The following is a 23791-nucleotide window of genomic DNA, read 5'->3' as shown; positions in this document are numbered from 1 at the left end:
GGTGCGATGCGGCAAAGAAGTGCGCAATCCTGGACAAGCGCGGCCGGGCCCGCTGCAGCATAGTTGAGTTCCCGTTTTTTATGCTGCAAGCCACGCCATGAATATGCTGCTCTATGCCGTCACCGTGCTGATCTGGGGCACCACCTGGATTGCGATCAAATGGCAGCTTGGGTCGGTGCCGCCGCCGGTATCGATTGCGTGGCGGTTCTGGATTGCGGCGCTGGTGCTGTTCGCGCTGCTACGCCTGATGCGCCGTCCGATCTGGCCGCCGCGCGCCGCATGGCGCTACCTGGCCGCGCAGGGAATGGCGCTGTTTTGCGTTAATTTTCTGTGCTTTTACTACGCCGAACAGGTCGTGCCGAGCGGACTGGTGGCGGTGGTGTTTTCTACCGCACCGCTTTTGAACTCGATCAACGGACGCCTGTTCATGGGCCGCCCCTTGCAGCCTACGGCGATTGCCGGCGCGGCGCTGGGCCTGGTCGGCATTGTCTGCCTGTTCGTCCAGCAGATGGCCGGGCATCTCGGCGACCACGCAGTGTGGTTCGGCCTTGCGATCGCATTTCTCGGCACCTTGTGCTTCTCGGCCGGCAATCTGCTGTCGAGCCGGATGCAATCGATGGGTCTGCACCCCTTCGCCACCAATAGCTGGGCCATGCTGATCGGCGCCAGCGTATTGACGATAGGCAGCGCGCTGGCTGGCTTCTCCTTCGCCATCGAGCCGGACGCGCGATATCTCGGCGCACTCGTCTATCTGGCCGTGTTCGGCTCGGTGATCGGCTTTACGGCGTATCTGATGCTGGTCGGGCGCATAGGGCCGGAACGGGCTGCTTACTGCACCGTGCTGTTTCCGATCGTGGCGCTGGCGGCGTCGACCGTGTTCGAAGGCTATCGGTGGAGCGCATTAGCGGTAGTTGGGCTCGTGCTGGTGGTCGCCGGTAATCTGGTGGCGTTCGATTTGACGCGGCGCATCTTTGCGCGCCGGGTGCAGTCTTCCTGATCTCACCGACGGGTGGAATAACGGCGTCGCGGTGTTGAAGTCCGTTGCAGCACTAGCGAGGTCCGAGGGGACGCTAATCGTGGCTTGTGAACTTCGCTAGCGCCGAGCCCATGCACTTGCGCACGCGGCGCAAGTGCTGGTTCCGTAGTTCCAACGGTCATGCCGACTACCAGAGACGAGCTGTCATCGTTCTCGTGTCCAAAGAACAGCTTGCCACACGGAGGAATCCGGCGCGGAGTAACCTGCGACCTGGCCGCGATTGTTGATTCCCTGAGCGATACTTTGGTCGTCGCCGGGGAGCGTGCCCAAATCGGTCATCACGCCGTGCTCATACAGAAAGGCATGCTGCTGCCACCCGCTTGCGGTGTTCGACGAGCCGACTATCTGGCCGCGCTCGTTGATCCCATAAGCGGCACTTTTGTTGCCGCCGGGCAGCGTGCCCAGGTCGGTCATCACCCCGTGCTCAAACAGAAAGGCGTGCTGATCCCCGCTTGCAGCGGCTGACGAGCCCACTATCTGGCCGCGATTGTTGATCCCGTAAGCGACACTGCTGTTGCAGCCGGGGAGCAAACCCAGGTCGCGCACCGCGCCATGTTCAAACAGAATGGCGTGGTAGTTGTCGTCGCTTGCCGTGGCCCAGCCGGCTACCTGGCCACGATCGTTGATCCCGTTCGCGCCGCTGAAGTAACCACCGGGGAGTGTACCCAGGTTGGTCATCACCCCGTCTTCAAACAAAAAGGCTTGCGACGCCCTGCCCGCGTTGAACGACCAGCCGACCACCTGGCCGCGATCGTTGATTGCGTTAGCGGCACTGTTGTCGCCACCGGGGAGCGTCCCCAGGTCGATCACCTGCCCCTTCTCAAACACGGTAGCGCGCGGGTAGCCGCTCCAGTTGAACGAGTAACCGGCTACTTGTCCGCGACTGTTGATCCCGTAAGCGGCGGAAAGCGTATCGCCGCCGGGAAGTGTGTGCAGGTCGATGATCCGCCCGTCTTCGAACAGGGCGGCATGCTGGTCCCCGCGCGCGTCGAACGAGTAGCCAACCACTTGGCCGCGCTCATTGATCGCGACCGCCTGGCTCTGATTGCCACCGGGGAGCGTGCCAAGATTCTTGATAGTGAGACTCTGGCCTGCGGCGGGCTGCAATGCTGCCACCACGAGCAGGGTGAAGAAAATCAGAGTACGGTGAATGAATTTCGTATTGCTAATTATTCCGCACGCGAATTTCATGATGATCTCCCTTTCCTGAGACACGACCTGGATCACATTCGGCGACCCGAGCACAGGCGCACTGAATGCGTGTTGACAAGGTACCTTGAGAATCGTGGACAGGCCCGAACTTTCAGTCGAGCCGAGGGAACTCCTGCAAAGCTGTCTCATAGCCGACGTTAGCGCCGAGCCTTCTAATAATCGTTTGGGTTAAAGCTATCGATGAGTCTAGTCTAAGGAATATTTTTTTCAACAAATTAAATAATGAAAAAAATTAAATAATCCAATGATGCTGCCAAGCGGCGATGACTTGCCGTTGCTCGACAGTGCATGTAATCAGGCGCTACTGCTGAGTCGGCGCATCCTGCCGGATCAGTTCGCGGCGTTTCAGTTCGGCCCAGAATGCCGGTGGGATATCGGCCCGGAAGGTTTGCAGGTTGTCTTCGAGCTGTGCCACCGTCCGCACACCCGGGATGTTGGTCGGGATCGCAGGATGGCCCAGAACGAATTGCAGCGACGCCGCCTTGAGCGGCACCGAATATTCCTCGCACACCTGTTCGATCTTGCGCACGCGCTCGAGAATTGGCTCCGGCGCAGGCGAATAGTTGTACTTCGCACCAGGCACCGCGCCGGTCGCGAGAATGCCGCTGTTATAGCCGCCACCGAGAATCACCGACACCTGCTTCTCCTCGCAAAGCGGCAGAAAGCCATCCAATGCATCCTGTTCCAGCAGCGTGTAGCGACCCGCCAGCAGCAGGCAGTCGAAATCTTGCCGGCGAATGGCTTCGTGCGCGACCTGCCACTCGTTGACACCGATACCCACCGCCTTCACGACACCCTCGTCACGAAGTTTCAGCAGTGCTTTCGCGGCACCGCCCATCGCCGTCTCGAACATCTCGGGCTGCCGCTTCCCGTGTGTAAATACGTCGATGTCGTGGATCAGCGCGATGTCGATATGTTCCAGCGCCAGACGCTGCAGACTGTCCTCGATCGATCGCATCGTGCCGTCGTAGCTGTAGTCGAAAACGGGCTCGAACGGCAGTCCATCGACCCACGGCGCGAAGTTGATCTCAGCGCGCTTGCGTGGCTTCAGAAGGCGTCCAACCTTGGTCGACAGCACATACTGGTCGCGCGGATACCAACGCAGCCCCTGGCCGCAGCGCGCTTCGCTCAACCCGTGGCCGTACATGGGGGCGGTGTCGAAGTAGCGTACGCCTGCGTCCCACGCTGCCTCGATCAAGGCAGCCGAATCCTCTTCGCTGATCGGCTTGAAGATGTTACCGATCGGCGCGGCGCCAAAGCCCATTACGGTTGTGTTTAGCCCTGAACGCGGCCATTTACGTTTTGCTACCGGATCCATTTTGTCTCCCATCCCATGTAACCTGTTTGACTAGCGCCGGGGTCCCCGCCTACTTCACCTTCGCAGCGGCAGCAAGTTTGCGCACGCCCTCTTTCGGATCCTCGTTCGAGTTCATGAAATTCGTTACGACGTCAGTAATGGCGCCAGCAGTAACCGACGACTGAAGTTCGCCGAAGGCCAACGACGGCAGGAACCCGCCCGATTTAATCGTGGCCTGCTCGTCTGCGCGTGATTTCTTCGCGCAGCCATCGAACTTGTCCATGGGCACATCCAACCGGACCGGAATCGAACCTTTGTAAAGACTGAACTGCTGCTGGAAATCAGGCGACATGATCGTCTTGGCAAGTGCAAGCTGCCCGGGAGTCGCCTCCGTTTTGCCGTTCTGCTGAAAAAACACGAACGCATCCACTGTGTACGTGTAGGCATTCGACGTGCCGGGCGCCGCAGCACAGATATAGTCGACATCCGGCTTCTTGTTCGCATTGGCGAACTCCCCTTTCGCCCAGTCGCCCATGAATTGCATCCCGCCTGAGCCGGAAATAACCATGGCCGTCGCGAGATTCCAGTCACGGCCGGAGTAGCCCTTGTCGAAGTAAGTCCGGATCTTCTGGACAGTCTCGAACACCTGCACCATTTGCGGCGACGTCAAGGTCTTCTGGTCGAGATCAACGAACGCTTTTCTATAAAAGTCAGGTCCCTGAGACAGCACCACAGTCTCCCAGATGGTCATGTCTTGCCAAGGCTGGCCGCCATGCGCAACGGGCGTGATTCCCGCCGCGCGAAACTTGTCGGCGAGCGCAAAGAACTCCGGCCATGTCGTGGGCACCGACCCGCCGACTTTATCGAGGTCGGCTTTGTTGATCCATAACCAATTGATTCGGTGTACGGAGAATGGTGCAGCCACATAGTGACCACCAACCTTCATGGAGCTGTCTATTTGCGCGGGCGAATGCGCTTTCCAATCTGTGGCGGACTGATCGATATTGACCAGCACCCCCTGAGTGGCCCAGTCCTGGATCAGGGGCCCCTTGATCTGCGCAGCCGACGGTGCGTTGCCCGCGATAACCTGCGTCTTCAGCGCGGTCATGGCCGCCGCGCCCGCTCCTCCCGCTATGGCGAAGTCCTTCCACTCGTAGCCCTGTTTGCTCATATCGTCCTTCAGCACCCTGATCGCCTTCGATTCGCCGCCGGAGGTCCACCAGTGCAGTACCGAAAGCTGTTCGGCGCCAAGTACGGCATGCGTTCCAGCCACGAGCAGGGTAACAGCCGTCGCAATCGACGTCAGTGATCGTTTCATTGCAGTCTCCGAGATTTAATTATTGAGCGAGCGGCGCATTCGCGGCCAGGGCGGCCGCGCTTGGGTGCTCGTCTTCTTGCGTGCGTGTCAGGTATCGATGTCGATCTACAGGTCCAAACCAAGTTGCGTCTTGCCGAGCGCTGTCAGGTCGTCAACCGTGGCGCGTCCGTTGAAATCCACTTCGAAATGATCAGTCGGAAAATCGGGCGGGCTTTCACCCTTCAGGAAGCTCGGCAACTGGCGCTTGAGATAAGCGTCATTCTTGGCGCACGCGGGTGCCGACGCGATGTACATCACATTGCTGTAACCCGTTCCCTTGTGCTCGTCTTCGACTGCATGGATGACGTCGCTGTGCCAGAACACGGTGTCGCCCGCTTCCATCCTGGGAATTGACGACAACGCCTCGAACAATGGCGCATGGAATTCTTGCTTGATCGACAGCGCCCGACCGGGCATGGCGCCGCACAGGTCGTCCTCGGCGACATCGTCCTGAAGCGCGCGAAGCAGGATGTACACCATCGAATTGGCGATGGGCACGAGTTGCAGCGTGCCGTCGCCCGGGCCTTGCGGCGTCAACGCGGTCCATCCCTGGAAGGTGCGGAACATCGAGCATACGGCGGGCGATTCGATCTCTTGCACATCGGGCCGAAACGCCGCGTCGAACGGATCGTAGTCGCGCCAGTTCCCCTCGAACACGTGGCGATACACCTTGCGAAAATTGCTTTCGATCCAGCGCTCGACGGACCCGCCATCGCAATGCGCCGACAAGCCGAGCGACGCGGAGCCCGGCGGCCTGCGACGCAAACGATCGGCATACGCGGGCACCCGCTCCGGATCGAAGTGCACGCGGCCCTCGCTTTCGTGGCGCCACAGCCGGTTCAGGAACACGCGTGCCTCAGTCAGCAGCTCCGATTGACGCGCCAGCACTTGTGGCTTCGACCAGTACACGCCATAGATCTGCGGTTTGCTGGAAGCAAGCTGGCCAAAATATTTGTCCTCGGCACGGTTTTCAAGGCGCTTGTCGAGATGGTTGCGCTCGACATAGTTGGCAATATCCTGATCCCAACCCTGCACCAGCGCGCGCGGGAAGACGTTACGAATCACGCATGCGCCGCGCGCCTTGACGACCGCGATCTGGTCCGCAGTGACGCGTCGTTCGGTGATGTCGGAAAACTGTATCTCCGGTATGACGGCTTCTCCACGATCGCGCTGCGCGGCGATTCGCTTCGCCTCGGCGATGATCGCTTCTTCGACTTCGGCGAAGACCTCCCGGTAGTTCGGCAACGCCGCGCGCAACTCCTTTTTCGCTTGCCGGATTGAGCTCGGCAAATCGTCGATGACTAACGCCATGATTGTCTCCGTCTGAATTTGATATGCCCGAGGATATGACGTGCATGCACGCCCTGGTGATACTATTCAGGCAATCTATTTGCGTTTTCAGCCATGAAACCAGCCTATGAGCACGTCGAGTTCGGCGAGGACTGTTCGCTGCGGGTATACCATCGGCGGCTTCCGCGTATTCCGTTCGAGTGGCATCACCATCCGGAATACGAGTTGACGCTGACCATGAACAGTCATGGCAAGCGTTACATTGGCGACTCCGTCAACGAATATGAGGCTGAGGATCTCGTCCTCGTGCCGCCGGATCTGCCGCACACCTGGGCGTCGAATCGTTCGATCGATGTATCCTCCCCACAAGTCGCCATCGTTATCTGGTTCGATGGCGATTGGGCGCGGCGCATGGCGGATTGCTGCCCCGAATACGAGCCGCTGCGCAACCTGTTACGCAGGGCCGCGTGCGGGCTAGCCTTCGAGCCGCCTGCCGGCAAATCGATGCACGGCCGGCTGGGGCAATTACTATCGAGCGGGTCGCGTGAGCGCCTTAGCGCCGCCCTCGATATCTTGTGCACGCTCGCCGACGCGCCGGGGCAGCCGCTCGCCTCGCCAAGTGCTTTTAATCAGTCAGGCGCCGGCCCGTCCGGCCACGAGCCCGAACGAATCAACCGGGTCCTTTCGATGATTGACGCGCGCTTTGCCGAACCCTTGCGACTGTCAGAACTCTGCGCGGCCGCCAACCTGTCGGAACGTACGCTCACGCGATACTTTGTTCAGCATATTGGTGAGAGCGTCGGCCGGTATATCGCCCGGGTTCGTATTGGCCACGCCTGCCGGATGCTGGTTGACACGTCACTGCCCGTTGCCGTCATTGCTGCTCGATCGGGCTTCGCGAACGTTGCCAATTTCAATCGCCAGTTCAGGGGCGCCAAGCAAACGACACCAGCCGAATATAGGCGGCAGTTCGCGGCTGCAGGCTCTCAGGATAAGGACACAGCGGCCAGCTTGACCGAACGCTCCCCTTCGCTGCAAAGGACGCGGAAATTGGCCGCTGAGCGAAGCAGCGAAGAGACTGCTTAGCCGTACCGGACGTCGGCGAGACGTCCGGCCGGCAGTGAACATGTCAAAACACACTACATCTTGCCGGGAGTCTGCAAGATCTCGACTCCCATAGCCTCAAGCACTAAACGCCTTGGCGCAACGAGCTGACTCAGCACGCTTTGATAGTCACCTTCCGGCAGTTCGACGACCTGTTCGTTCTTCGTCAGGTTGAGCACGAACAGAAGGCGACGCTCGCCGTCGGACCGAACGGAAACCTCGACGCCCGCCGGGAAATGCGGCATGACCGCGACGTTCAAGCCAGTCAAGATCGCCTCAAACCACGCTTTGTACCCATGGTCCTCCAGCACCGTGCCGAGATAATAGGTGGCTCCCCTCCCAAAGCGGTTCATGGTCACTGCAGCGCGACCCGCAAAGAATTCGCTGGCATATGTCCCCACTGTCTCGGCCGTCGTCGGCGTGAGGACATCGCACCATTGCTTGCATTCGAACCTGCTGTCTTCACCAAGCGCGACGAACTGCGTGTCATGACCCACCGGGTCATATTCATCAACCAGCACGCCGGCAAGCTCGCTTAATGGTCCAGGAAGCTGCGTCGGCAAGCACACGTTGTCCATGTTCTTGACGCCGGTCCGGGGCGTCAGGATCAACGTTCCGCCTCCCGCCACGTAGTCGGTCAGCGTCTTGACGATGTCGTCATTGATGAGAAACAGGAACGGCGCCACGACCAGCTTGTAGCGATGAATGTTCGATGTCCAGTTGATGACATCCGTACCGACACCAAGCCTGAGGAAAGCCCGATGTATCTGCTTCAGGTTGGCAAGATAATCGAATCCGTCCGATTGCGGCTGGATCGTCAACGCATTGAGTTGCTCGTGCGAGAACAGGATCGCGACGTCGTTGACCACGCTCGTCCCCTCCAGCAGAGGCGACACCCGCCGCGCTTCTTCGCTAAAGCGGACGAACTCGTCGAAGCGACGTCCGGGCTTGCCGTGGTGGTCGTGCAAGCCGTGCCAGAACTGTTCTGCGCCAATGCGAGCGGTGCGCCATCGAAACTGAACGATCGCGTCCGCGCCACGCGACACACTTTGCCAGGCGTGCGCGCGGATCATGCCCGGATACGGGGTGCGCGACATCGGATGCCAGCAACCCGGCGTACCGCTCAGTTGCTCCATCACCCAGAAGTTTTTCTGCTTGAGGCCGCGCGTGAGGTCATGCGTCAACGCCCCGTGATAGACGCGTGACTTGCTGTCGTTGACGAGATCGGTGCTCGGATAATAGTCGACCGATGCGAAATCCATGCTGTCGAACAGGTCGTAGTAATCGTTGACGACTGGGTAACCCCACAGGTTATGCGTGACGAATTGTCCGCTGCAATTCTCGCGAATGATGCGCGCCTGGAACCGGTTGAAATCCGCGACCGAGTCCGAACAAAAACGCTTGTAGTCGAGCAGGTAGGACGGGTTCATATGCGGTGAGCCGCCCAGCGGCGTATTCACCTGGGACCAGTCGCTGTACTCGCCGCTCCAGACGACCGTGCCCCACGCCCGGTTCATCGTGTCGAGGTCTCCGTATTTCTTCTGCAGCCAGAGACGAAAATCGCTGATGGCGGCGTCGCTGTGACTGTCGTTGCCGATCATCTCGTTGTCGGTCTGCCATCCGATGACATGCGGGTTCTTGCCGTAATGCCGGGTCAGTTTTTCGACAATGATCTGCGTGTACCGGCGCAACGACGGGCTGTTATAGCAACGATGCAGCCGCACGCCGGGATAGACGGGCTGACGCTTGTTGTCCAGCGGCAGGACGTCTGGACACTTCGCCACCATCCAGTTGGGCGGCGTTGCTGTCGGCGTACCGATCACCACCTGAATGCCATGCTGTCCGAGCACGCCGATGGCGTCGTCGAGCCAGGCAAAGTCGAATTGCCCCTCGGTCGGCTCCAGACGCGACCAGGCAAATTCTGCAAGCCGCACAAGCGTGATCCCCGCAGCCTGCATGCGCGCGGCGTCCTGTTCCCAGATCGCGCGGTCCCAATGCTCGGGGTAATAATCGACACCGACCTTCATAAGCGTTTCCTGATTGGATGGTTAAACACCGGGCTCGAATGCCCGGCGCGAAGTGGAAGAATTCAGCCCTTGGTTGCGCCAAACGTGAGGCCGGTTACGAAGTGCTTTTGCATGGCGAAGAAGATGGCAACGGACGGCAGTGCTGCCAGCAATGAACCCGCCGAGACCAGGTTCCACGAAGTGGTCCACTGCCCCTTCAGCGCAGCGACCCCGACTGTCAGTGGCGCAGCGTCGTCGCCCTGCGTGAGACAGAGCGCCCAGAAATAGTCGTTCCACACGAAGGTGAAGACGAGGACCGCGAGCGCGGCAAGTGCGGGCCGGATCAACGGCAGCACGATCTTGTAGAACAGTTGCCATTCCGTCGCGCCTTCAACCCGCGCCGCTTCCACCAGTTCGTACGGCAACTCCTTGATGAAGTTGCGAAGAAACAAGGTGCAAAAACCCGTCTGAAAAGAAAGATGAAACAGGATGAGCCCACCGACCGTATTGAACAGTCCGAGCCTCAGCGTCAGGTCGCGTACCGGGATCATCAGGATCTGGATCGGCACGAAATTGCCGGCGACGAAAGTCGCCAGAACGGCCGCACTGCCCCTGAACGGATAGGTCGCCAACGCGAAACCTGCCATTGCGGAAAGCACGATTGCGCCGAACACCGAGGGGAACGTGATGAGACAACTGTTCCATGCATAGTGGAGCATCGGCGAGTCGACCAGCACGGTCCGGTAGTTCTGGAACGCGGCGAAGTCGTGCGGCCATCCCCAGTAATTGCCCTGCATCAATTCATCGGAGGATCGGATGGAGGTGACCAGCACGGCTAACAGGGGCAACAACCAGATGATCAATGCGACCGGCAAAGATATCTTGTACAGCACCCGGTTCGATGGTTTCCAGCTGGCGACGGGTAAGGGGTACATGGATGCTCCTTTATCAGTTGTCCGAGCGCAGCAAGCGCCGCAGCTGATAGACGATGAAGACCAGCATGATGAGGAACAGCACGACCGCAATCGCCGCCGAATAGCCGTATCGGAAGTACTTGATCGCCTGGTCGTACATGAAGTAAGCAAGGACGGTCGAGCTGTCGAACGGACCGCCGCCGGTCATGACGGAGATCAGGTCGAAGCTGCGCAAGGCGCCAATCACGGTCAGCGTGATCGCCATGAAGGTTGCCGGACGCAACTGGGGCAGCACCACGTGCCACAGCAGGGTCCAGCCGCGGGCGCCTTCCAGGCGGCCGGCCTCGATGACCTCGGGGTTGATGCCGGTCAGGCTCGTCAGGAACAGGATCATGCAGAACGGGATCTGCACCCAGAGCGCGGCAACAATGATCCCGGGCGTGGCCAGATGCTCGTCACCGAGCACCGGCACACCGTGTCCGATCAATACCTTCAGCAATCCGAACGAAGGATCGTAGAACCAGCTGAAAACAAGACCGATCACGACACCCGACACCACGAACGGCGAAAAGAACAAGGACTTGATGATCCGGATGCCGCGTACCTTCTGGTTCAGATACAGCGCGAGCAACAATCCGATCGGCGGCGCGAGCAACAGCAGGACCAGCCAGATCACGTTGTTCAACACCGCCGTAGAGAACGTGTCGGAGTGCAGCAGTTCACGGTAGTTCGCCAGGCCCACGAAGGTTCGCGCGCCTACTCCGTCCCAATCGTAGAAGCTCAGCACAATGCTGCTGAAGATTGGGTAGATCACATAGATCAAGAACATCGCGCACGCGGGCGCGAGGAACAGCAGCGCCGAGCGTCGGCGGCGGCGCGCGAGCGGTGACGCACTGAGGGATGAGGACATGACGAGACTCGGTGACGCGCGCCACGGCGCGCTGCGTAAGTTGAACGATCGCTGGCCCGGCACACAATGGCGCCGGAACGCCGTGCATCATTTCTTGTAGATGCGCATGCGGGTTTCTTCGAGGTGAGCCAGCACCTGATCAAGCTTGGACGGGTCGCTGAAGAATCGCTGCATGCCCTTCATGCCTTCATCGGCCATTTCCTTGGTCATGTCGCGATCGTAGAACTGCGCGATGCCTCCTTTGGTATTCGACAGGATCTCGAAACCCTTCTTCGTAAACGGATCGTCCGATACCGTCGCTTGATTGTTGGCCGGAAGCGACCCGAATGCCTTGGCAAGACGTCCTTCAATCTCGGGCGTGCCGACAAACGCGATGAAGCGTCGTGCATCGGCTTTGTTCTTCGCTTTGGCTGGAATGTTCAGGCAGTCCGCGGAGCCGTCTTCAGCCACCGGAATCTTGGGGTCGACGATTGGAAACTGGAAATAACCCGTCTGCGCCTTGACCGGATCGGGCAAGCCGGCGGAGATGAACGAGCCCATCAGCATCATTGCCGCCTGACCCTGGATCAACAGAGGCTGAGCAGAATCGAGCGTGTAGGACAGCCCGTTATCGACAAAATATTTGTTGTCGATCAGCACCTTCCACGCTTCGTACACCTTCTTCACGCGCGCATCGGTATAAGGAATTTTTCCGTCCATCAATTGCATGTGAAACGCGTAGCCGTTCATGCGCAGATCGAGATAGTCGAACCATGCAGCGAGCGGCCATGAATCGCGTCCGCCAATTGAGATCGGCGCAATGCCAGCCGCCTTGAGCTTCTTGCAGTCGTCGAGAAATTCAGCCCAGGTCTTGGGCTCTCCCTGAATCCCCACCTTCGCGAACAGGTCCTTCCTGTAGAAAACTCCCCATGAAAAGTAGTCCGTCGGCAATGCGTACTGCTTACCTTCGTACGACGACGGTTCTTTCAGGGAGGCAAAGCTCGTATTCCAGCCGTTCTTCTGCCAGTCGGGCGAGAGATCCTCCAGCAGGCCGCGCTCGACGTAATAGCGCATCCGTTCGCCTTCATGCCACCTGACAATATCCGGCGCCTCGGAGATCAACCAGCCGGGCAACTGGACCTTGTAAGCCTCTTCCTCGATGTAGGCGATCTTGACCTTGACGTCAGGATTGGCCTTTTCGAATTCGGCTACCGTGGTCTCCCAGAATGCGCGCTGATTCGCCCCTTTGAACGCCATATTGACAGTCAATGTGCCGGCATGAACGGTGGCGGCGAAGCTCAGTGCAGCGCAAAGCAACGACAAGCGGAATCGGTTCTGCATGGTTTGTCTCCTGGTGTTGGTCGAGCCCGCTCAGACGGCGTGGCCTTCTTCGGTAAAGAGATGGCATGAAGCGGGGTCCGGTGCGAGGTGAACCATTTCGCCGGAGCGCAACAGCGTATTGCCCTGCAGCTTGACGAGAAGCGTGGCCCCGTCCGCTTCGCTGCAATGGAGGTAACTCTGCTCGCCAAGCCGCTCGACGAGCGACACCGTGCGCGTCAGCGTCGAACCGACGTACTGAGGTCCGTTCCTTTCTGCGTCGCCAGAAGCGAGCAGCGCGATGTGCTCCGGCCGCACGCCAAACATCACGGCTTGTCCAAGCGTCAGGCCTGCGCCTGCCCGCTCGACCCGGACGTCTTCGCGGGAAACGCTTAACGTCACGGTCGTGTGCGCTCCTTCTATCTTGCTGACCGTGGCCGGCAGGAAATTCATCTGGGGAGAGCCGATGAAACCCGCTACAAAACGGCTGTTCGGCCGCAGATACAGGTCCATGGGCGTGCCGACCTGGGCGATGCTTCCCGATGCCGATGCCGATGCCGATGCCGATACGTTACGGCTGACATTGAGCAGGACGATCTTGTCGGCCAGCGTCATGGCCTCGACCTGGTCGTGCGTCACGTAGACGGTGCTCGCCTCGCTGAAGCGGCGATGGATTCGCGCAATTTCGACGCGAGTCTGGCCGCGCAAGGTCGCATCGAGGTTCGAAAGAGGTTCGTCGAACAGGAAGACTCCGGGCTCGCGGACGATGGCACGGCCGATCGCCACGCGCTGCCGCTGACCACCGGACAATGCCGCCGGCTTGCGATTCAACAAGGGGCCAAGCTCAAGGATCTTCGCGGCTTCCTGTACCTTGCGCTCCACCTCTGGCGCCGGAAGCCTGGCCAGTTTTAGGCCAAAGCTCATGTTCTCGGCGACAGTCATGTGCGGAAACAAGGCATAGCTTTGAAACACCATCGCTACGCCGCGTTTGGCCGGCGGCACCGTATTCACGACGCGGCCGCCGATCGAAATCTCACCCGCGCTCGGGTCTTCCAACCCGGCGATGATGCGAAGAAGTGTCGACTTTCCGCAGCCGGACGGACCGAGGAACACGCAGAACTCATCGTGTGCAATCTCGAGATTTACATCCCGAAGCACCGGCGCATGTTCTCCGAACGCCTTCGAAATGCCCTGCAAAGATATCGCAGCCACTGCGTCTCCATTTTTTTGGTTTAACGTTAAATCAAATTTGGCTAAAAATACGGCCTGGAGGCCGTGCGGAAATTCGATCAACGTGGTTGTGCAGAAGCAAATTAGCAGCGTGCGGTACGATTGGCAAGAATTTTTTTAACGCAATCGACACCGTCGGTCGGCGGGAAGCGTTGGTAACATCGATGTCTGGTATGACAATAAAGGGAGTCGTAAGTTGTGACCACTGCAGATTCTGGGAAATCGAATGGCTAAGCGGGAAAGGCTGATGGCGACGATCAAGGAGGTCGCGGCATTGGCAGGCGTGACTCCGACGACGGTAACGAACGTGCTGCGAAACCGCGGCCGGGTAGGCGACGCGACGCGTGAGCGGGTCTTGGAGGTGGTCGCGGCGCAGGGTTACCGTCCCAATCTGAACGCGCGGGCGCTGGTGGAACGCCGCGCACCTACGCTCGCGCTCATGCTGGGTTGCATCACGAACCCGTTCTATCCGGAGTTCACGCTGCAAGCGAACAATGCGGCTCGCCGGCACGGCCGTTTTTTATTGGTTTGCAATACTGATTATGAGCCGGATGGCGGGACACGGTTTCTTGCGGATGTCGCAGGCTCATTGTCGGACGGCATTTTGGTGGCGAACAACGGCGATCTGCGGATCGACGAATTGAAAGCCATCCAGGCAACAGGTACGCCCGTGGTTGTTTCGATCTGGGAACTTCCAGACGATCCGCCGGGGGTTCCGTGCGTTGCCTTTGACTCCCGCAAGGCTGGCTTTATTGCAGCGGATCATCTGCTGGAACTTGGGCATCGCCGCATCGGCGCGGTGGTTGGCAGCGCTAAAAACGGCATTCACGGTGGCCGCTATCAAGGGTTTCGCGATGCCCTGCGCGCGCAAAAGGTCAAGCACGTCCTGGCCGATGCGCGGTTCTGCAGCGACTCGTTCCAAAGCGGCTTCGACGCTGCGCTCGACCTGTTGTCCGCACACCCGGACTTGACGGCCCTGTTCGTCTCGAACGACCTTCCCGCCCTGGGTGCGTTAAACGCCGCGGCCTCGCTCGGATTGAATGTTCCCAACGACCTGTCCATTGTCAGCGTGACCAACATCGAACTGGCGAGTCAGTCCAGACCGTCACTTACCACCGTGGCCATTCCCACGGCTGAAATGGCCGAGCAAAGCGTCGAGTTGTTGCTCAAGCTCATCGCCAACACACCGGATGTTGCACCGGTTATCCGGACCGCCGATCCGGTGCTGGTCAAACGCGATTCCACCGCTCTGGTACGGAAGAGTTGACGCGCGCCTCCCGGGCGTTCATCACGCGCGCGTCGAATCGCTCTGCAACGCCCGGAGTCAATGGTCATTCATCCGCTTGTCGCAAATAGAACGCGTCGAGAAACTCGTTCATCAGTGCCGCTACGTCATCCACTTTTTCATCAAGCGCAAAGTGGCCCGCGTCGAGCAGATGGACTTGCGCATTTGGCAAATCACGCTGGTAGGCAGCAGCTCCGGCCGCAATGAAGGATCTGTCGTAGCGTCCCCACAGGATGAGCGCGGGAGGCTGTTGCGTTCTCATCCATTCTTGCCAGTCTCCATAGGCCGCCACATTCGTACGGTAGTCATACAGCAGCGCGGCCTGGATTTCCGGCTGGCCCGGCCGATTGAGAAACGCATACTCGTCGGTCCAGGTGTCCGGGCTGTAGCGCTCGGGGTTCGGGCTCTCACCGTCGTGACGATATTTTGTGCTTTCGAACGATGTGAACGCGGCGAACACTTCTGGACACGCGGCAGGATCTGCCCAGTACTGCTTGATGGCCGTCCACTTTTGTCCGAGACTTTCCTCGTGGCTATTGGCGTTCTGGATCACTAGCGCTTCAACACGTTCGGGATGTGCCAGCATGATTCGGAATCCGATCGGACCGCCGTAGTCCTGCAGATAAAAGCTGTAACGGTTGATGTGAAGCTGTTCGAGCAGGCCGTTGATCGTTTCGGCGAGGTGATCGAACGTGTAGGCGAACTCCGAGGGCGGTGGCGCGTCGCTGTGGCCGAAGCCAGGATAGTCTGGTGCGATAAGATGATAGTGCGTCGCGAGCAGCGGAATGAGGCTATCAAACATCCGCGACGACGATGGAAACCCGTGAAGAAGCACGATGGTTGGTGCGTCTTTGGGTCCCGCCTCCCGATAGAAGACGCCAACACCTTTAACTTCCGCTCGGTGATAAGTGACGGTCGATGAGGACGATCCTCTCTGACCAGTCCTGCGTGGGCGCGAATCGGTCGGCGAACTCTTTGTATTCATGGTGACTCCGCTATTAGGCAACGTTAGAGCGGCAAGTTAAGTCTGCGCCCTTCCTTCCCTCGAAGCAGACGACATTGCTCGTCAGCGCGCGACATCAGATGGCGATGTCAAGGCTGCGGCGTATAGAATCAGATCAGCCGGCAGTTGTTCAAATGACTGACGGTTGATGCCGGCAGCTCTCAGGACAGTCGTTGAAATGGTTGTGGCCGCCGCTTTGAGCGCTTTCGGTCAGGGCAATCCGCACCTGACGTTCGTCAGTGGGATCGCGTAGCCGATTGACGCGCCCAGCCGCTTCCAGATGTTTCAGAAGCGGGGTAAGCGTGGCCGGAGTTCCAGGAACACTCGCTCGGCGACCGTCCTCACCGTTATGCATCGTGCTCCCATAGCACCGACATGACCAGATCCTGCGAATGCTATCCTATTTTTGCGGACGAAACATTGCAAGCCACCCCTCTCGCGAACAGTACGGGGCGCGTCAGCTCTGCGCCGGATCGATCCGCGCGCCAGGAGTTAAGGAGCCTCTCGATAAGCCCGTCTGACGAACCCGCCGTAGTCGCCCCTCGCGACCGTCCGCATTACTCAGAGGATGAGACCTTCCGAAGCCGCTTTTGAGAGGCAGTTGAGGCTCGCGTGCTTCCGATCACGGCCATGTGAACTCAGAGCAGTCCATGCCATATGCATGAGGCGGGGTCCAGCCAATTTAGAACATTCGACTTCTTCGATCGGATGGTTGACAATCCTGCGCACAAACCGGTCCAAGGGTCATCCACGATAGCAGCCGAACCTGTTGGCAGACCTGCACATCAATTCTCCACTGACAAACACAAATGCAATATCAGGCGGCACCGGGGAGCCCTGGCGCGTGGGTCGAAAGGTTTGCAAGCAGACTTCTTTCACGCAACGACGAACGAAGCCGCATGGGTTCCGCGCTCTGCGTTCTGATCGCGTTTGGAATCAAACAAGCGTGGGTCTGCCTCTTTGGCGGCCTGATGGTCGCCATGTTGCTTGCCAGTCACTTTTGGTATCCAGCGGACGCGGTGATACCTCGTTACGACACATTGACGATCGCAGCAATTCTGATTCAAACGCTACTCATCGCGCTACGCCTTGAAGAGTGGGACGAAGTTGCCGTGATCCTGCTTTTCCATATCGCGGGAACCGCCATGGAGCTTTTCAAGACCGCTGTCGGATCGTGGACATATCCCGAGTTCGCGTACTTGCGGATCGGCGGCGTGCCATTGTTCACCGGTTTTATGTATGCCTCGGTTGGGAGCTATATCACCCGGGCGTGCCGGGGATTCGACTTGCGATTTTCAAACCATCCTTCGCTGGCGGTGACGGGTATGTTGTCCATTGCTATCTATGCCAACTTCTTTGCCCACCACTATCTGCCCGACGTTCGGTACCTGTTGATAGGCTGCATCGCAATTGTCTTTCGCCGCTGTACCGTGTTTTTTCTGGTTGGCCGACGCTACCATCGGATGCCGCTTTTGCTCGGCTTCGTGCTTATCGCCACGTTCATCTGGCTGGCAGAAAACATAGGCACGTTCAGCCATGCCTGGTTGTATCCAAGCCAGATGCAGGGTTGGGCCATGGTGTCCGTGGGAAAACTGGGTTCATGGTTCATGCTCACAATCATGAGCTACGTGATGGTGACGCTGATCAATCGTCCCCGAGCACTGCGAGCATGAATGTCAGGTATCCAGCGTGAAAATTGTGCATCAGGCACGCACCGATTCACGAGGCAGGTGTGAAGTGACGGACTTGCGTCAAGATGTCTTGTAGACGTCCGGTCGCAAAACCTCCATGAAACGCCATGCGTTCCCGAGTTCGGTGAAGCCGAACTGCGCATAGAGCGAATGCGCGTCCGATGTCAGCAGCAGAAGACGGCGAAGGCTCGAAAGATCCGGGTGTTGCGTCACTTCGTGCATCAGCCATTTCGACAAACCTTTGCCCCGGTGCGCCTCCAGAATAAATACATCGGCGACGAGTGCAAACGTTGCCCTGTCGGTGACGACGCGAGCCAAGCCGACCTGCGCGCCCGCCTGATAGACGCCGAAGCACAGCGAATTAGCGATCGAATTTTCGACGACCGATCGAGGGATGCCAGGGACCCAATACGACTCTTCCGACAGAAACCTGAAAATCATTTCGTGGTCGAGGCGCGCTGCATCAGTCGAAATTTCGTATCCAGCGATAGTCATTGTCACGGGGCCGTTCTCGTGGAGTTGATAATGGGCGAGGAGCTTCGTCAGGTCACTATCAAGGCGCATCGACAGGTGCGCCATTGCCTGTGAATGGCGCCTCCACCGTGAGTCAACCTGACTCCAGGCTCGATAGGTCTATCGAAGATTCTGAAGGGGAGACCCTTCGTTTGACATGTACAGTGCCTGCGCCCTTACCAACACAGTTGCATTCACCCACGTGATACGGGAGGGCCGGCATTGGAGATAGAGCGCGACCGGCCGCTCAGCTCATGCTCGACTTCGGCCCGACAGATTCCCTTGAGCCCATTTGACGGCATGGTGCTTATACCGGGAAGCGCTCGCCAATACTGTGCTTGTTGTGAATAACTCCACTGCCGATGCGGCCGCCAGATCGCGGCCGATGCGTCCTACGGCGATGCCGCTTTTGTTCTATCAGCGGATTTCGGGCTTTGATCTACTGATGAACACCATCATTGATTGGCGAGGCATGCGTTGTGAAACTCACCAAGGCTGCCTTCGTCCTTCTCGGCTTCATCTGGGGATCAAACTTCATCTACATGAAGTGGGCCGTGGCCCTGATCAGCCCGATGCAGATCGCCTTCTTGCGGGTACTTTTTGGCTTCCTGCCGCTGGCGCTTGCCGCATGGCATCAGGGAGTGATCAAGCGTAGCCAGCTGCGTCATCTGCCGCACTTTTTCGTCATGGGTGCCGTGGCGACAGCTTTCTATTATGTTGCCATCGTGAAAGGCACTGCGCTTCTCCCTTCAGGCACCGCCGGCGTATTGGGTGGTTCCATTGCCATATTCACCGCTATCTTCTCGCTATTGTTCCTGCGAACAGAGAAAGTGAACGGGTTGATGGCGATCGGCGTGGTCCTGGGGTTTGCCGGCATTGTCCTGATTGCACGGCCTTGGGAAGGTGCAGCCAACCCCATCAATCTTGCCGGCGTTTTCTGGATGTTGGCAGGGGCGATCATCCTCGGGCTGTCGTATGTCTACGTCCGCCGTTTTCTGTCGCCATTCAACCTCCCGCCCCTGGCGTTGGTCACGTGGCAGATGGGCGTGGCCCTGCTTATACTTGGCTTGCTCACGGACTTCACCGGGACAGGGCACATACTTCGCGATTGGCAAGCGGCCGCGGGAGTCGTGATCGGGCTTGGTATCCTGGGAACCGGAATCGCCTTCTTGATCTACTACTTCCTGTTGCAGGAGCTCGGTGCAGTTGCCGCTTCGGGCTCAACTTACATTACACCTACCGTTGCGCTTCTAATAGGTTGGATCGCCGGAGAAAAGGTTGGCGTCCTGGAAGTGAGCGCCATCGCCTTGATTCTTGCCAGTATCGCGATGTTGCAGATTGGTCGACAACGAGCAGCCCACGAGACGGAACAAGGACGCACTGCCACCGCTCGCTGTTAGGCTCGCTTAGGCTCGATCTCGCCGCCTGGATCGACGACAATCTGCTTGTTGAGCGTACCGGTCACCCATTCCTTCTGCTGTTGCTTCTCATGCGCCGTAGACCCGCGCTGGATAATGTCTCGCCCGCAGCATGACTTGTAAGAGAAGCATGAGCGCGACGCCCGACTCTGCAGACGGTCCTTCCGAGGGGCGTAATCGTCCAACCTTCGCAATGTAACGGTGGATGATCTGCCCGCGATTGGAACGCTCTTCTTTCGGGCGTTCCTTAGCAGACTTCCTCGGTCTGACGCACACGCGGCAGCATCCGGTCGAACTCGCGCTTGACGATGCCATAGCATTCGCACGCACGCGCTTCCAGACCGGCGCGATCGAGCACCTTGATGCAACCACGGCTGTGATGGATCAGCCCGGCGTCATGGAGCTTTCCAGCCGCTTCCGTGACCCCTTCGCGACGCACGCCCAGCATGTCGGCGATCATCTGCTGCGTCGCGTGGAATTCGTTGGACGGTGTGCGGTCGATCTCGATCAGCAACCAACGGCACAACTGCTTGCTCAGCGAGTGGTGACGGTTGCACGCAGCGGTCTGCGCAATTTGCGTGAGCAGCGCTTGCATGTACAGCAGCATCAGGCGGCGCAGGAAATCCGAGCGGTTGAACTGTTCGCGCAAGGCGCTGGCGCTCATGCGATAAGCGAAGCCCGGGCATTGGACCTGGACGCGTGTCGGCATGGTATCGCCGCCGGTCAGGATAGGAACACCGGTCATGCCTTCACGTCCGATGGCTGCAATTTCCGCCGAGCTGCCGTCTTCCATCGAGTGAAGCAAGGAGATGATGGCCGTCGTCGGGAAATACACGTGATGGATACGCTGTCCCGAATCGCAAAGCAGTTGGCCCGTACGAAGCTGAACGAGTTCGAGATGCGGCGTAAGCGCTTGCCATTCGTGCGCCGGAAGCGCGCCCAACAGATGATTGCCGTGCAGGTCTGATTGAAGATTCAACATGATTTTGTTCCCTCGATTGCGCTGTGCGCCTTGCTTTTTTATTCCGGTCCGCTGCCCGCCTCGTGATGCATCTGATGGCATCTATCTATGACATGTAGCGACCGGCCCCGTAGCAGCCCTGTCAATGTCGTTTGTTCGTTTTCAAGTTTCGACATTGGCTAGTGCTGCACCACACATTTAGCGAGGACCGTGCCAGCACGCGCAAACCCAGTACCAGCATAGTGCCCCCCGGAATATGCAGCAGCGCACAGTGGGGCTGGAAACGTTTTTGATTCACTCTTGAACGGTGCACGCTCAAACCGGAGCGATCCGTCCGATTAATCGCGCAAACGCTTTCGTGCGCTCAATCCCTTACTGGAGGCACATCCGGGTTTTGCAACGTCATTTGAAATCGCCCCTTTGCGACCTTCAAACCGCGATCGCATAAGCATTTGTCGGCCGTTTTAAAAGTGATACAGAAATGGTTGTCCGATTTGGCGTGACCCGGACAATGTTCGCTTCCTGCATCGACTCGAACCGGCGGAGGAGCGATCTCCGCCCAAGGCACCTACAGCCGCTCCAGGCTCACCAGCCGACCGTATCGTTCAATGCGGCGCCGCCCGCCGCCGGCACGTTCAGCGTACGATTGCCCCCGCCAGGCAGGTTCTCCCATGTCACGCTTCCGTCGCCGTTCTTGCGGTAGTACTTGTATTGAACGCTGCTGCCCGCCGGCAGATTCACCGTGTTGCTCCACACCGGATAGTTGGCCGGGTCCACCGGCAGTCCGAGGTCGGTGCTCCAATTGCCGAGCGCGGCCGTGCTTCCGGTTACATACATGTACTGCCCCGGCTGCGTCGCGGCCTGGACGCTGATCGTCACGCCGGCCTGCCCGCTCGCCGGCGCGATCACGCAATTGCTATAACGCGCGCACACGATGGATGGAATATCGACGACCCTGCCCGCGTGAATCGACGCCAGCAGGCTGATGTACTCGCCCATCGCCCAGTTGAGCGGCGCCATTGATTTTGTCGGCGCACCGGCCGTGAATCCCGGCGGCGTCACGACCTGCCAGTTGCCGGGCAGCGTCATGGTGCTGGTCCAGATCTGCTCGGGGATGAAGCCTTCCGGCGTCGCGTAAGTCTTGATCGCGTTGAGGTACGAGGCGCCGCTGCTACCCGCTCCGCTGCTCGCGATGCTGTACATGCCGCGCTCGGCCGTGAAGATCGGCCACGCGCGGCCGACGCCGGTGCCGTCGTAATTGCTGCCGTCATTGTGTTCACCGTAACCGTCGAAGTTGTAGCGGAACCACGCCGGGTTCGAGCCCGTTACGTTCATCGCGAGCACGGCGTCATAGGCGGCGAGCGTACCGACGATGGTGGGATCGTTGGCACGCTTCACACCCATGCGTACCATCTCGAGGAAGCCACCATCGACCACTGCGCGTTCATCCTGCATGCCGCCGCCGTTCTTCACGAGGAAGCTTTGCCCCGAGTCGGGATAGCTCGTTGGCTCGTAGAGTTGCGAACTGATACCCGAGCTCCCCGCCTGGCTCTTGCTCGCGGGATTGATGCGCACGTAGTACTTGCCGCTGCCGTAGGAGCCGGTGTTGGTGTAGGTCCAGCGCGTCACGTTCTGTTGCCAGTAGTCGGCGGCGGCAAGGTAGCTGGCTGCGCGTACGTTGTCGCCGTTGTCAACAGCTATGCGCGCGGCGGCAACGAGGCCCGCCACCTCGGCGGCGATCGTCGATGGCGAATAGCCCGAGTCCTCCTCCCATCGATCCTGAAAGGTCCATGGTCCCGTGCTCAGAATATAGTCTGCAGTCAGAAGGATCTTCGGCCACAGCGCGTTATAGACGCCCGGCCCGAGACGCCACGCGAGCAGGATCGGCATCGCCTGCTCGTCCATCTGCGTCCCCTGCCAATACGGCCAGCCGCTCACCCACGAATTCTGCGGGAATCGTCCGACACGGCTGAACCCTTGCGCGCATCCGTCGGCATTGTATTCGGCGGCGCCGCAGTTGGTGTTCTGTTGCAGCGTATTGAAGAGGTACTGGACGACCGTGGCAGGTGTGTTCGTATCGCCGGCCGTGATCAGCGCATTGGCAAACTTGAAGAGATCGCGCGACCACACGAGGTGATAGCCGCCGATGTTGCCATCGCCTTGCGTCTCGCCCCATGGCGTACCAATGCCCGCGATCATCGCGCCATTGCTCTTGTCCTGCATTGTCTTGAGGGTCATCGCCGCGAGGTAGTACTCGTCGTCGGCGGTGTTGCCTTGCGTCGAGAGGCCCGCGGCGTAGGTATGCCACGCGCTGTCGTATTGTGTGCGCAGACTATCGAGGTCGTCGCCGAGCGTGGCGGTCGCGGTCTGCATCGCGTTGCTCGCGGACGTGCTGTCGAACGCAAGCACGATGTTGAACGAAATGCTCGTCGCGCTGCTGCTGCCGAAGTCGAGCCAGCCCATCTGCGCGATGTTGCCGTTGGTCGCCGACGAATAAGTCCAGTCCATCCTCCTGTCCGGCGATGCCCCGCCGAGCAGATCGGTCCAGCCGTCGCTCTGGGCGACGAAGCCGTTCGATACCATCGTAGTGCCGCCCTGCACTTTCCACGGCAGCGAGGCGGCAAGCGCCGAATAGCGCGTGTTGTGGTTGGCGACCAGCATCACCCGGCCATTGGCGGCGGAGGCGGTGGTCGCGGTGTTGTTCGAACCGGCATTGTCGAGATGCGGCTTGAACAGCAGATACACGTTGTAGTCGTTCACATGCGTGCCATTCAGCGCCTGGAACGTGACGCGCTCGATCAGCGAGCTGCGCTTTGGATCGGCATAGAGGGTCTTGACGACCTGCCAGTTGTGAACGGCATTGGCTGTGGTTATCTGCCAGCTCATCGTGCGCGGGTCGGTCTGCACGGCCTTATAAGGCTGAAGCTTTTCTTCATCGACGAAAGTGCCCGCGGCATCGCCGACGAGAAACTGCAGGTCGACGGTCTCGGTCGTGTCGAGCACCGGGTAATACACCTCCGACACAATGCCGCGATAGCCCGTGAAGTACACCTGCGAAGCCGGGCTCAGCGCCGTCCCGAGGAAGGACTTCTGCGCGGGTCCGTGCATGGCCGGTGCGCCCGGAGTGCCGAAGGCCTCGCCGGAAGTCGTGGCATGAGCAGCGCCGAGCAACACCACAGCGCTCGCCGCCATTACCGCGATGGCCCACCGAAGCATGGTCGCGAGTTTCATGGCATACCCTTCCCTGGTTCACCACAGTCCTGCGCTT

The 23791-nt window shown here is 59.3% G+C and carries 19 protein-coding genes; 5 read left to right on the top strand and 14 right to left on the bottom strand.

Annotated features, from left to right (window positions below; genetic code table 11):
• Positions 1-97: 97 nt before the first annotated feature.
• The gene (locus tag ACSOSP_RS26665; RefSeq protein WP_455311403.1) at positions 98-997 is read left to right on the top strand and encodes a DMT family transporter; all 900 of its coding nucleotides are present in this window, start codon (positions 98-100) and stop codon (positions 995-997) included.
• Positions 998-1180: 183 nt separating this feature from the next.
• Here the strand turns inward: ACSOSP_RS26665 and ACSOSP_RS26660 are convergent, their stop codons facing one another.
• The 4 genes from ACSOSP_RS26660 to ACSOSP_RS26645 all read right to left on the bottom strand — a co-directional run bounded on the left by ACSOSP_RS26660 (position 1181) and on the right by ACSOSP_RS26645 (position 6213).
• Positions 1181-2227, bottom strand: a complete 1047-nt coding sequence (locus ACSOSP_RS26660) for a DUF3466 family protein (protein WP_455311401.1) — start codon at positions 2225-2227, stop codon at positions 1181-1183.
• A gap of 322 nt (positions 2228-2549) precedes the next feature.
• A complete protein-coding gene (locus ACSOSP_RS26655; RefSeq protein ID WP_455311400.1) occupies positions 2550-3566 on the bottom strand; it encodes an aldo/keto reductase in 1017 nt (338 codons plus the stop codon).
• 49 nt (positions 3567-3615) lie between these two features.
• Positions 3616-4863 carry an ABC transporter substrate-binding protein gene (locus ACSOSP_RS26650; RefSeq protein ID WP_455311399.1) on the bottom strand — a complete coding sequence of 416 codons (1248 nt, stop codon included), beginning with the start codon at positions 4861-4863 and terminating at the stop codon, positions 3616-3618.
• Between the two features lie 105 nt (positions 4864-4968).
• Positions 4969-6213, bottom strand: a complete 1245-nt coding sequence (locus ACSOSP_RS26645; protein WP_455311397.1) for a DUF1479 domain-containing protein — start codon at positions 6211-6213, stop codon at positions 4969-4971.
• Between the two features lie 93 nt (positions 6214-6306).
• Between ACSOSP_RS26645 and ACSOSP_RS26640 the strand changes: the two genes are divergently transcribed.
• Entirely contained in the window at positions 6307-7278 is a 972-nt protein-coding gene (locus ACSOSP_RS26640) for a helix-turn-helix domain-containing protein (RefSeq protein ID WP_455311395.1), read from the top strand.
• Positions 7279-7331: 53 nt separating this feature from the next.
• Here the strand turns inward: ACSOSP_RS26640 and ACSOSP_RS26635 are convergent, their stop codons facing one another.
• The 5 genes from ACSOSP_RS26635 to ACSOSP_RS26615 all read right to left on the bottom strand — a co-directional run bounded on the left by ACSOSP_RS26635 (position 7332) and on the right by ACSOSP_RS26615 (position 13634).
• Positions 7332-9323, bottom strand: a complete 1992-nt coding sequence (locus ACSOSP_RS26635; RefSeq protein WP_455311394.1) for a beta-galactosidase — start codon at positions 9321-9323, stop codon at positions 7332-7334.
• Positions 9324-9385: 62 nt separating this feature from the next.
• Positions 9386-10237 (bottom strand): carbohydrate ABC transporter permease, encoded by an 852-nt coding sequence (locus tag ACSOSP_RS26630; RefSeq protein WP_455311393.1) that lies wholly within the window; start codon positions 10235-10237, stop codon positions 9386-9388.
• 13 nt (positions 10238-10250) lie between these two features.
• On the bottom strand, positions 10251-11126 hold the full coding sequence (locus ACSOSP_RS26625; RefSeq protein WP_455311391.1) for a carbohydrate ABC transporter permease: 876 nt from the start codon (positions 11124-11126) through the stop codon (positions 10251-10253).
• 87 nt (positions 11127-11213) lie between these two features.
• Entirely contained in the window at positions 11214-12446 is a 1233-nt protein-coding gene (locus ACSOSP_RS26620) for an ABC transporter substrate-binding protein (protein WP_455311390.1), read from the bottom strand.
• A gap of 30 nt (positions 12447-12476) precedes the next feature.
• Positions 12477-13634, bottom strand: a complete 1158-nt coding sequence (locus ACSOSP_RS26615) for an ABC transporter ATP-binding protein (RefSeq protein ID WP_455311389.1) — start codon at positions 13632-13634, stop codon at positions 12477-12479.
• Positions 13635-13899: 265 nt separating this feature from the next.
• Here ACSOSP_RS26615 and ACSOSP_RS26610 point away from each other — a divergent pair, with 265 nt between their 5' ends.
• A complete protein-coding gene (locus tag ACSOSP_RS26610; protein WP_455313685.1) occupies positions 13900-14919 on the top strand; it encodes a LacI family DNA-binding transcriptional regulator in 1020 nt (339 codons plus the stop codon).
• A 64-nt stretch (positions 14920-14983) separates the two neighbouring features.
• On the opposite strand, the gene ACSOSP_RS26605 is transcribed toward ACSOSP_RS26610, so the two are convergent.
• Together ACSOSP_RS26605 and ACSOSP_RS26600 are read right to left on the bottom strand one after the other, a co-directional pair.
• Positions 14984-15739, bottom strand: coding sequence for an alpha/beta fold hydrolase (locus ACSOSP_RS26605; protein ID WP_455311387.1), 756 nt, complete (start codon positions 15737-15739; stop codon positions 14984-14986).
• 331 nt (positions 15740-16070) lie between these two features.
• Positions 16071-16295: a transcriptional regulator, SarA/Rot family gene (locus tag ACSOSP_RS26600; protein WP_455311385.1), complete on the bottom strand. Its 225-nt coding sequence runs from the start codon at positions 16293-16295 to the stop codon at positions 16071-16073.
• 544 nt (positions 16296-16839) lie between these two features.
• Between ACSOSP_RS26600 and ACSOSP_RS26595 the strand changes: the two genes are divergently transcribed.
• Positions 16840-17613: a DUF817 domain-containing protein gene (locus ACSOSP_RS26595; RefSeq protein ID WP_455311384.1), complete on the top strand. Its 774-nt coding sequence runs from the start codon at positions 16840-16842 to the stop codon at positions 17611-17613.
• A gap of 78 nt (positions 17614-17691) precedes the next feature.
• Here ACSOSP_RS26595 and ACSOSP_RS26590 read toward each other — a convergent pair whose 3' ends face one another.
• Positions 17692-18126 carry a GNAT family N-acetyltransferase gene (locus ACSOSP_RS26590; RefSeq protein WP_455313684.1) on the bottom strand — a complete coding sequence of 145 codons (435 nt, stop codon included), beginning with the start codon at positions 18124-18126 and terminating at the stop codon, positions 17692-17694.
• 497 nt (positions 18127-18623) lie between these two features.
• On the opposite strand from ACSOSP_RS26590, the gene ACSOSP_RS26585 reads away from it, so the two are divergent.
• A complete protein-coding gene (locus ACSOSP_RS26585; protein ID WP_455311383.1) occupies positions 18624-19544 on the top strand; it encodes a DMT family transporter in 921 nt (306 codons plus the stop codon).
• Positions 19545-19809: 265 nt separating this feature from the next.
• Here ACSOSP_RS26585 and ACSOSP_RS26580 read toward each other — a convergent pair whose 3' ends face one another.
• Together ACSOSP_RS26580 and ACSOSP_RS26575 are read right to left on the bottom strand one after the other, a co-directional pair.
• A complete protein-coding gene (locus ACSOSP_RS26580; protein WP_455310011.1) occupies positions 19810-20544 on the bottom strand; it encodes a Crp/Fnr family transcriptional regulator in 735 nt (244 codons plus the stop codon).
• A 564-nt stretch (positions 20545-21108) separates the two neighbouring features.
• Positions 21109-23739, bottom strand: a complete 2631-nt coding sequence (locus ACSOSP_RS26575) for a glycoside hydrolase family 15 protein (RefSeq protein WP_455313683.1) — start codon at positions 23737-23739, stop codon at positions 21109-21111.
• Positions 23740-23791 lie beyond the last annotated feature (52 nt).

The sequence above is a fragment of the Caballeronia sp. KNU42 genome, from assembly GCF_053760385.1.
This window is presented reverse-complemented; position numbering and strand designations above follow the sequence as displayed.

Excerpts from the sequence above, each read along its gene's own strand:
- ACSOSP_RS26625 (WP_455311391.1), bottom strand. The coding sequence starts at position 11,126 with ATGTCCTCATCCCTCAGTGCGTCACCGCTCGCGCGCCGCCGCCGACGC.
- ACSOSP_RS26660 (WP_455311401.1), bottom strand. The coding sequence starts at position 2,227 with ATGAAATTCGCGTGCGGAATAATTAGCAATACGAAATTCATTCACCGT.
- ACSOSP_RS26590 (WP_455313684.1), bottom strand. The coding sequence starts at position 18,126 with ATGACTATCGCTGGATACGAAATTTCGACTGATGCAGCGCGCCTCGAC.
- ACSOSP_RS26650 (WP_455311399.1), bottom strand. The coding sequence starts at position 4,863 with ATGAAACGATCACTGACGTCGATTGCGACGGCTGTTACCCTGCTCGTG.
- ACSOSP_RS26575 (WP_455313683.1), bottom strand. The coding sequence starts at position 23,739 with ATGCTTCGGTGGGCCATCGCGGTAATGGCGGCGAGCGCTGTGGTGTTG.
- ACSOSP_RS26645 (WP_455311397.1), bottom strand. The coding sequence starts at position 6,213 with ATGGCGTTAGTCATCGACGATTTGCCGAGCTCAATCCGGCAAGCGAAA.
- ACSOSP_RS26655 (WP_455311400.1), bottom strand. The coding sequence starts at position 3,566 with ATGGATCCGGTAGCAAAACGTAAATGGCCGCGTTCAGGGCTAAACACA.
- ACSOSP_RS26605 (WP_455311387.1), bottom strand. The coding sequence starts at position 15,739 with ATGTTTGATAGCCTCATTCCGCTGCTCGCGACGCACTATCATCTTATC.
- ACSOSP_RS26635 (WP_455311394.1), bottom strand. The coding sequence starts at position 9,323 with ATGAAGGTCGGTGTCGATTATTACCCCGAGCATTGGGACCGCGCGATC.
- ACSOSP_RS26600 (WP_455311385.1), bottom strand. The coding sequence starts at position 16,295 with ATGCATAACGGTGAGGACGGTCGCCGAGCGAGTGTTCCTGGAACTCCG.
- ACSOSP_RS26610 (WP_455313685.1), top strand. The coding sequence starts at position 13,900 with ATGGCGACGATCAAGGAGGTCGCGGCATTGGCAGGCGTGACTCCGACG.
- ACSOSP_RS26630 (WP_455311393.1), bottom strand. The coding sequence starts at position 10,237 with ATGTACCCCTTACCCGTCGCCAGCTGGAAACCATCGAACCGGGTGCTG.
- ACSOSP_RS26580 (WP_455310011.1), bottom strand. The coding sequence starts at position 20,544 with ATGTTGAATCTTCAATCAGACCTGCACGGCAATCATCTGTTGGGCGCG.
- ACSOSP_RS26665 (WP_455311403.1), top strand. The coding sequence starts at position 98 with ATGAATATGCTGCTCTATGCCGTCACCGTGCTGATCTGGGGCACCACC.
- ACSOSP_RS26595 (WP_455311384.1), top strand. The coding sequence starts at position 16,840 with ATGGGTTCCGCGCTCTGCGTTCTGATCGCGTTTGGAATCAAACAAGCG.
- ACSOSP_RS26640 (WP_455311395.1), top strand. The coding sequence starts at position 6,307 with ATGAAACCAGCCTATGAGCACGTCGAGTTCGGCGAGGACTGTTCGCTG.
- ACSOSP_RS26620 (WP_455311390.1), bottom strand. The coding sequence starts at position 12,446 with ATGCAGAACCGATTCCGCTTGTCGTTGCTTTGCGCTGCACTGAGCTTC.